Annotated in this window: 7 protein-coding genes; all 7 read left to right on the forward strand. The window is 45.3% G+C overall.

What is annotated here, in order from left to right; all coding sequences use genetic code 11:
- Positions 1-1,130: hypothetical protein (locus tag A3757_RS08645; RefSeq protein WP_197469952.1), on the forward strand; the 1,130-nt coding region annotated here is incomplete at its 5' end.
- Positions 1,131-1,236: 106 nt separating this feature from the next.
- A complete protein-coding gene (locus A3757_RS08650; RefSeq protein WP_156490165.1) occupies positions 1,237-2,955 on the forward strand; it encodes a hypothetical protein in 1,719 nt (572 codons plus the stop codon).
- A gap of 44 nt (positions 2,956-2,999) precedes the next feature.
- Entirely contained in the window at positions 3,000-3,794 is a 795-nt protein-coding gene (locus A3757_RS08655) for a hypothetical protein (protein ID WP_068516515.1), read from the forward strand.
- Between the two features lie 2 nt (positions 3,795-3,796).
- Positions 3,797-4,606 (forward strand): hypothetical protein, encoded by an 810-nt coding sequence (locus A3757_RS08660; RefSeq protein WP_068516514.1) that lies wholly within the window; start codon positions 3,797-3,799, stop codon positions 4,604-4,606.
- A gap of 60 nt (positions 4,607-4,666) precedes the next feature.
- The gene (locus tag A3757_RS08665; RefSeq protein WP_068516511.1) at positions 4,667-5,887 is read left to right on the forward strand and encodes an iron-containing alcohol dehydrogenase; all 1,221 of its coding nucleotides are present in this window, start codon (positions 4,667-4,669) and stop codon (positions 5,885-5,887) included.
- Between the two features lie 278 nt (positions 5,888-6,165).
- A complete protein-coding gene (locus A3757_RS08670; protein WP_156490166.1) occupies positions 6,166-7,338 on the forward strand; it encodes a hypothetical protein in 1,173 nt (390 codons plus the stop codon).
- A gap of 95 nt (positions 7,339-7,433) precedes the next feature.
- On the forward strand, positions 7,434-8,378 hold the full coding sequence (locus tag A3757_RS08675; protein WP_068567632.1) for a hypothetical protein: 945 nt from the start codon (positions 7,434-7,436) through the stop codon (positions 8,376-8,378).
- Positions 8,379-8,492 lie beyond the last annotated feature (114 nt).

The raw sequence follows: 8,492 nt of genomic DNA on the forward strand, positions 1-8,492 counted from the left end.
GGGTGCCTAACTTTCCGCATCCTGGGCAGCATTTCGGCCAAGGCAATAAGCAAAGCCCAATGCGTATTATGCAATGTGCAAACGAATGTGATGCGTGGAACTATGCCGATGCAAAAATGGATGACCTGGCTGCGTTCTTGATTACTGGCGGCCCGACCTATCTACTAGCATCTCAAGACCTGGATGGCAAAGCAGGTAAGGATTATATCGATTTGGATAAGGTTCCAGAAGGCCGCAAAGTTTTTGCTCGTGAGTGTGCAGGTTGCCACAGCTCGAAAATGGCACCAGAAAACGTACGTGCAGATAAGAATGCTTTGGCCAAGTTCTACGAAGGTCATGTATTTGGTTCGGAAGATTACTGGCAATTAGAGTTCACTGACGCAGAGCGCAATGATCCGGCCTTTATTGCGAAATTTATGCAGAAAGATGAGTCCGGTAAGTTACGTCCTAAGCAGTTCGCCGAGAAAGGTATCTTTGGTCAGGATTGGCTGTCAAACGATGAGTTAGTGCCTTTCGATATCATTGGTACAAACTATTGTCGAGCCATTCATGACAATCATAATGAAGGCCACATCTTTGAAGAGTTCTCATCTGAGACCTACAAGAATAAGCCTTCACCGGGCAGTATTCCTAAGGTGCTTAACCCTGTCGCGCCAATCGTCGGTGGTATGCAGATTGGCGAGAAGAAGATTGAAGGTGGCCCAGGGTACTTGAGAAACTTCTCTCTATTATCGGCTTGGGCAACGGCTCCATTCCTACATAACAATGCGATTGGTGAAGTGACTTTCCTTGAAGACGGTTCACCTGACTACACGGTTAAAGGACGTATCGAACAATTCGAAATGGCCTTCGATGAGTTGATGAAGTCTGACGATCCGCTGGCAGAGAACAGTCGCCCGCAGAAGATCACTAAGTTACAGCATGACCTGAATATTACCTTAAGCGGTCAGCCAGATGGCATTGTCCATTTCCCTAAAGGCACGCCTGCTGCGCATGTACTTTCGTCTAATCCACATGATGCAGTATTCTTGAAGTGCGGTGATTTTGTTGAGAACAAAGGCCACCAGTTTGGTATAGATCTACCTGCAGAAGAAAAACTAGCCCTACGTGAATTCTTGAAACTCATGTAACGTTTGGTACTCATGTTTGTCATGAAAAACGAATGGGGAGGCCTAATTGCTTGAGCTGAGGCAGCTTTGTTATCACAAGGGCTGCTTTAGCTGGGCAATGTTAATAATGAATCTATCTAGAGCAATAAGTGCGTTAGTCCTGTTGTGTATGCTCGCTATTGGCATTACATATTGGTCTATCAATCACGCTGATAATCCGTCTATTTCTGAACTCACTCAATCTCTTGATGGTGTAGAAGAGTCGTCTCTGCATAGTCAGCTGATACCTGATACAGACCTCCCTCCTGAGGGAACCCGTTCTTTGTTCGACCATATAATCGCGCAGAATGATGGCTTGCCTTACCCTTTTACTGAAATGATCAAGCTCTTGCAGAGCCAGCACCCTGAAGGTGAAGCGCCGCTGTCATTGCTGATTCCTGATGGCCGTTCACTGCTAAAAGGCCAAGCTGATCATCATTTACCTCGAATACTGATTGCGCCAGACTTTCAGGAAGAAAACACCCCAGCGGGTTTGGGTATGAATACCCAAGGCCAGCTTTTTGTTGCGCTAGTCGAAGGGGCAAATGAAATAGAGGTGCTTAGCTACAATGAAGGCGCAGGGCGGTTTGAGTTTCAGCTGGTGCAAAATTATTGTGAAGGGTGTGTGCCAAGAATTGTCTATACTCGTCGAGCGATCTGCCTGACCTGCCACCAAGGGGGCGGGCCTATTTTCTCGCAGCGCCCTTGGCAAGAAACCAATGGACAGTTAAGTGTTGCTAAACGTATACAGGCGGCCAGAGGTAACGAGCCTTATTGGGGGGTAGACATTGAACAACCGCTGGCTACGCCTGAGCGTTTTGATGAACTCACTGATGTTGGAAATTTTCATGTAGCTAGCCAGCGCGTATGGCTAGATGCTTGTGGAGTCGAAGGCAATGAGTGTCGACGTGCACTATTGTCACTCGCTCTACGTTACGCAGATCAGCCAGGCTTGTTTGATTCAATGAGTAAAGAGGTGAATACCTTACTCAAGCTCTGGGCGAATACTTATCCCGAGACGGGCATTAAGGTGCCACAATCCGACTTGGCTAATCGAGACCCAAGTGGTGAGTCAAACACCTTTACCGAGTGGCTATACGCAACCCTTACTCCTGATATTAGCTTTGGTGACGGCGCCAAAGACAATGAAGATCTCAATGCGTTTGAAAAGCTACCACCTCTGCCACCAAGGCAGGACCCATTAACGAAGCGGGAGCCAAAACAAACGCTAAGTAAATCGGATATCGATGGTGTCTATGGTATCGCCAGTTTCTTCACTGACTCAGATTTGAAAACACTCAACGCTCACTATAGCTACAAGATAGACGCCATCTTGCAAAGAGTTTCTGACTTACCGGTTGAATTCTTTGAAGCAAAGCCTTTTTCTCGGGTGGCAACTATGAAGGCTTTATTAGCTAAGGATCTTCAGTATTGTTGTTTAGATACATCTGACATGTCTTTGCCACGAGTGAGTAGCGCGCCTAAGTTAGAGATAAACGAATATCAAGAACTTAAGTTGTTTGAGCAGTATTGCTTCACTTGTCATCGAGGTAACCCTGCTAAGCGCCTTGATTTTATGTCAGGTGATAACGAGCAAATTGTGCTTGATAAGATCAAAGATAAAGCAGAAATTCGAGACGTTCTGGACTGGGAGCGTTATCAGAATACTGATAAGGAAAGTACCTTAATGCCGCCAAGAGATTCTGTGCAGTATAAAATGCTTGTCGAGGCTTTGAGTGACGAAGGGAAAGAGGGTGATGAATTACAGCTGATGCGAGACACGGTGCCAAGCTTGTTTAGCTTTTAATCTATACTAATCACTATCGTGGAATAATCGAGAGAATATTATCAATGCACATACTTCAAGTAGCGATGTTGAAAAAGGCCATACAGCTATCGCTCGCCTTGGTTTTGATATTGAATGCCGCAAACATTTACGCGATGCCTGCCTTTGCGCGTCAATACAAGCAGCACTATGGCTATACGCCATCTTGTCACGCTTGCCACAAAGAAGGTGGCGGTACACCTTTAAACTTTTACGGACAGGCCTTTGAAGATCAGGGAAAAAACAAAGCCGCCTTAAGACTGATCGCCGAGCTGGACAGTGATAAAGATGGTATCGCTAACGGTGTTGAAGCGGTCAAAAAATCTAACCCGGGTAATCCGAATTCGCTGCCTTCTAAACCGGGAAATTGGCTTGATTTATCCAGTATTATTCCAAAAGAAGTGCAAACGTTATTTCCTAAGGCTGAAGCTTGGAAACCGCTTGATGCCACCTTAACTGAGAAAGACCTTAAGCGGGCTGAGGCCATGGGTGTAAGGCTTAGCGGTGAAGACGAGAACACGATATACATCCCTGTCGCAAATCGTCGTCCGATAGGGACCAGTCTCATCTTTCCTGTGATATATAAGAATGAAACCTTCTTCTTATTGATGTCGACAGATCGTCACTTGAATATTAGCCAAGTTAAAGCTTTAGAGTCACAGGAACTTCCTTTCGAATTAGGGGCGGAGCTATTTCAAGGTTTTAAGGGCTCAGCACTTCACTCAATACCTAAGCGCGATGGTGATGGGCTGGCGACTGCGATAAACAGTGCAGTTAAACGTGCCGGTGCCTTGGTTTATATTCGCTTGAAGGGGGCTTAAGAATGCAAGGCTTGATAGCTAATAGTTTGTTCAGCATCTTGTTAACCTTAACGGCTTCATTCAGGGCACCCTTCTTAGCACTGTTTACGGTTTGTTTCCTGAGCTTGGGGGCGAGTCCTGCTTTGGCAGAAAATGCAGAATTTGATTTCTTCAGTGATGCGCCTATCGCTGAAGAGGAATTGGTCATTGTGCCACCCGAAAAAACAGCATGGGAAGACATTGGAGCGCCTATCGCGCTTGTGGTCTTTTTCTTCTTTTCTTGCTTCTTAATCAACTGGTTTTTCCCATTCAAGCAAACGGGTATGGAGTTTGATCTTCACAACCTGCCTATCGCGGCGCAGCGGGGTATTGGTGTAGCGGTCATACTTTATGGCATAGCCTTGGTGTTTGGCGCGATGGAGGCGCATTACCAAGTCCACTTGCATGGTGACGCACCCAGCTATTTTCAGCAAATGGGTGAAGGCAAGCTGATTGCTTTCACGCATGCCCACCTATTTGGCTTCACAACCAGCTTCTTTATCATCGGTATACCTTTCTCTATGCACTTCAGTCGCCTTAAGGTCTATCAATGGATATTTCCGGTTGGGTTGATTGCCTCGTTAACAGACATCATCTCCTGGTGGGGAATGAAGTATATCTCCGGTAACTTCGAGTACATTACCTGGGCCTGTGGTCTCATCTTTAGTGTGTGCTTTATGTGGATGCTTATCGGCCTGGTAAGAGTGCTATTCTTCCCGAAAGTAAAATGGTTCCCTGATTTTATCAACGAAGATAATCAGCGCCGTTTTAAGGAAGAGCATCCTCCTGAATAGAATCAATTTGCTCACAAGCTATTATCATTATGCAATGCAGTCGAATAAGGACTTAACGCTATGAACGACTTTTTTGGAAAGCTATTAAACTATGTTTGGATGTTTTGTCTAAAACTCACAGCCAGCCTACCGTTGATTAAAGAACCTAAGTTATTCGAGGGAGAAAACTCTTCACTTGATTTGATCGATTACATGGCGAGCCAGAAGCATAAAAGCGTACTGATTGTAACGGGTGCTGGGCTAATTCGAAGAGGGCAGGTGCAGCCGATTATTGATCGTTTTGCCGAACTTAATATTAGTGTGACTATTTTTGACCGTGTAGAACCCGACCCGACGTTCAGTATCACGAATGAAGCATTGAATCTGCTAAATGAAAACAATTGCCAAAGCGTGCTAGCGATCGGCGGTGGTTCTGCGATGGACCTTGCTAAAGTCATTGCCTTGAGTGCTTCCAATAAGAAAAAACCAGAAAAACTTACCGGTTATTTCAAAGCACTTAAGAAACCTTTGCCGTTTTACGCTATCCCAACAACAGCTGGCACAGGCTCAGAAGTGACGGTTATATCCGTCATATCTGATAATCAGACTAAAAGTAAAAGCTTCGTTATTGACCCTCGTACAGCCAGCTTAGCCACCGCACTTGATCCAGTATTTATGATTACGATACCGCCTGCGTTGACGGCAGCGACAGGAATGGACGCCTTAACCCATGCTATTGAAGCGTATGTCGGAAGAAATGGTAGTGCTTACACAGACGAGCAAGCCCTCGCAGCTATTCGTTTAATATTCAAAAACCTGCCTATTGCTTTTAAGGATGGAAGTAATATTGAGGCACGAAGTGCGCTGGCATTAGCTTCTTACAAAGCAGGACTAGCGTTTACGAAAGCATCACTGGGCTACGTACATGCTATTTCTCATCAATTGGGTGCGAAGTATGGTGTTGCCCACGGCTTGGGTAATGCAATTGTATTACCGCATGTGATTCAATATTCAGCGCCTTCAATTGAAGTCAAGCTGGCAACGATTGCACAAGAAGTTGGCATCGTGCAACAAGGAGACGACACAAAACAATCAGCAAAGAGAGTGGTAGAGTATCTTTTTGCGTTTAATAAAGCGGTCGATATCCCGGAAACGATTGCTGAGCTTCAAGAAGAAGACTTTCCTTCCATCGTTAAAGATGCCATGAGCGAAGCCTATTTCAATTATCCTGTTCCCAAATTTATGCCAGAACAAGATTGCAATACACTCTTACAGCAACTATTACCAAATACTGTAGCTTGAGGGTGAATTTTTTAGTCCACTTAGACTTGATCCTGACGCTTACTGCTTCGGTCTTTGCATTTGTCATTACTGCATAGACTTTCTTTAAGGAGCCGCAATGAAGAGTCAGGATTGGGTGGGGTGCCAATAGCAATACCGACATATGGGGTATAACCTAGTTCTCATAAATCACTAATACCCCCCAAATGGGCGGGTTAATAAAATACATACTCGCCGTATTATTTTTCCTATTCGTTCTATGACTCACAAAGTAATTAAATACTCCAGGCGGATGGATAGTGAAAATAATAAGATCTCGTAATGCTAAGATGATTGCTGGCGTCTCTGTACTCGCTGGAGTTGGCTTTGTCGCTCTTCAAAGTGAACCAGTACAGGAAACGTCAAAGCTTGGCACCCCCAAGAAAATTCAGGAAATAACCATTGGTGTTGAAGCTCAGTCTTTGGCAGAGACTGCGAACATGTCTCCCGATGACGCGCCTTTAGCTATTGAAGACAGGAATGATCCTTTTGAGGGGCGAGAGGTCAAATATCGCTTCCAGCAAATAGCGTCTCATTTTGCTCAGGAGATTAAATACCCTACTTTTTCGCGCCCGATTCATCAGCAACAGGACTTGGTTGAGTATTTACCCAATCGGGCCGTACAGTCTAGTCGACCGATCAATCTTGATGACGTTGATGGAGAGATACAAGAGGTAGGGCCTCGTATTGCTCTCAAGACCTCTAAGTTTAACTATTACCCTGGCGAACCTGTTGTCGCCGTCGCAGATGTGACAGGCATACAAGCTCGTAACTCTGTGCATGTCACGGGGCTAGTTCGAGTTGGTGGACAGATTGTCGCGAAAAACCAAGGTGTTATTCGCTCAGATGACGGTTCTAATCATGCTCACCAGCAATACAGCTTGCATTTTGATGACCTCAGCAATATTCCTGTGAGCGATCAGGGAGACATGGATGTTGTTGCCGAGTTTACGATTGATGGAAATACCTATGCGATTACCTCATTAATAAGGTACCCCAAGACGGTTGCGTCTATAGAGGGGCTTGGTGAGGTCGAGGTTGAAGGAGAATACCTCAAGATTCCAATGCAGGTGACGACCTCTGCTCCCGGCTTGCATGCCATTAAAGCAAATCTTTATGCTGCTGATTTAGGCACACCTCTTGTGCACCTGAATACGGTTGAAGAGCTCAACTCAGAGAGCGGTGTGCTCTTACTGAAAGCACACATCGCAGCACTTAAAAATATGGGCCATGAAGGGCCTTATGAACTCAGGGATCTTTCGTTTACCAGGGGGGCGTCTGCACCAAAATATACCGTGGAGCAAGGGCTGGTCGGCGCGTCTACATATCCTGTTGCCGGTTTCTCTTTTAGCGAATATGACGACGTTCCATACATCGACGAGAGCGCGCAATCACGTTTGGATTTCTTAAATCAACTAGGGAGTACTCACTAAGGCTAGCAACTTTCTGTAGCAGACAAGCTCTTAAATCACTACTCAACACATAATTAAGCTCTTAAAAATAAAGATAAAAGGACAGGAGAATTATCATGAAGATACTCAAGTATATCGTCGCTTTATGCATGGCGGCGTCTAGCCTTTCTAGCTTCGCAGGTCAAATTGCGGGTAAGAATATTTTACTCATCCAAGGGTATTGGCCCACGCATATTGCCGCTGATCCAGGTGACAACGGTAAGGAAGATGGCTATCGATATTGGGGGACGTCTGAACTATACAACGGCGGTAACGGTATTGTTCGGCATGGAGATGGATCGATCAATCAGACGGCAGACCCACATGCTAGAATTCTTTACTATGATTCAGGTAAACACCTAACTGGACCAGGTAATAATGGTGAGCTTGTTGCCAATCAGTTGCAAGAAATCTTCGCAGACACACCTAACTTTTGTGTTGATGGTTGTGTGTTGGTATTGCACTCAACGGGCGATATCGTAATGCGTTATGTTATGGATCCTCAAAATGCTTCACTGTTGGGTGATTATGCCAATAACTTAAACATTGACGCGGTCATCGCCATGGCGGGTGCCGGTGGTGGTACTGACCTGGCGAACATAGGTGTTGACCTGTTTAATGGTATCAACTACGGCTCTACTATTGCTAATGCTATTTCCGATTGGATTGGTGCAGATATTACATTGCCCAGCACGCGAATTGGTATGACGTATGAATTGCAGCCTGAAATTGCTCGAGGCTTAGCCGCGTCTGGTACGTCTAATTCGATCCCTAACTTGCGTATTGCAGGTACGGGTGATGAGCTTTTTGGTCTCGTTACGCACCCGCTGATTACAGGCGGCGATGACAGTGTTGTACCTCTGCATAGTGCATGTGGCTCTAACAGGGAAGAGTCCATTGATTCATGTGTGTCTGATCTAGCTGTAGATGGACGTGTGAAGTATGTCTCGAAGCACCCGTCTGGTTACTACGATTATTACTACCCCATCCCCCTGTGTCAGGATAGTTGTCGCCTCTGTTAATTTTTAATAATTGAATAGGAGGCGGTAAGAGAATATGAGTGAAGCATTATTCAAAAGAGTTTAAAGAAGCCATTGTTAAGAAGTGGCTTGAAAGTGGGTTATCATTAAGAACGT

This window comes from Oleiphilus sp. HI0117 (genome assembly GCF_001635235.1).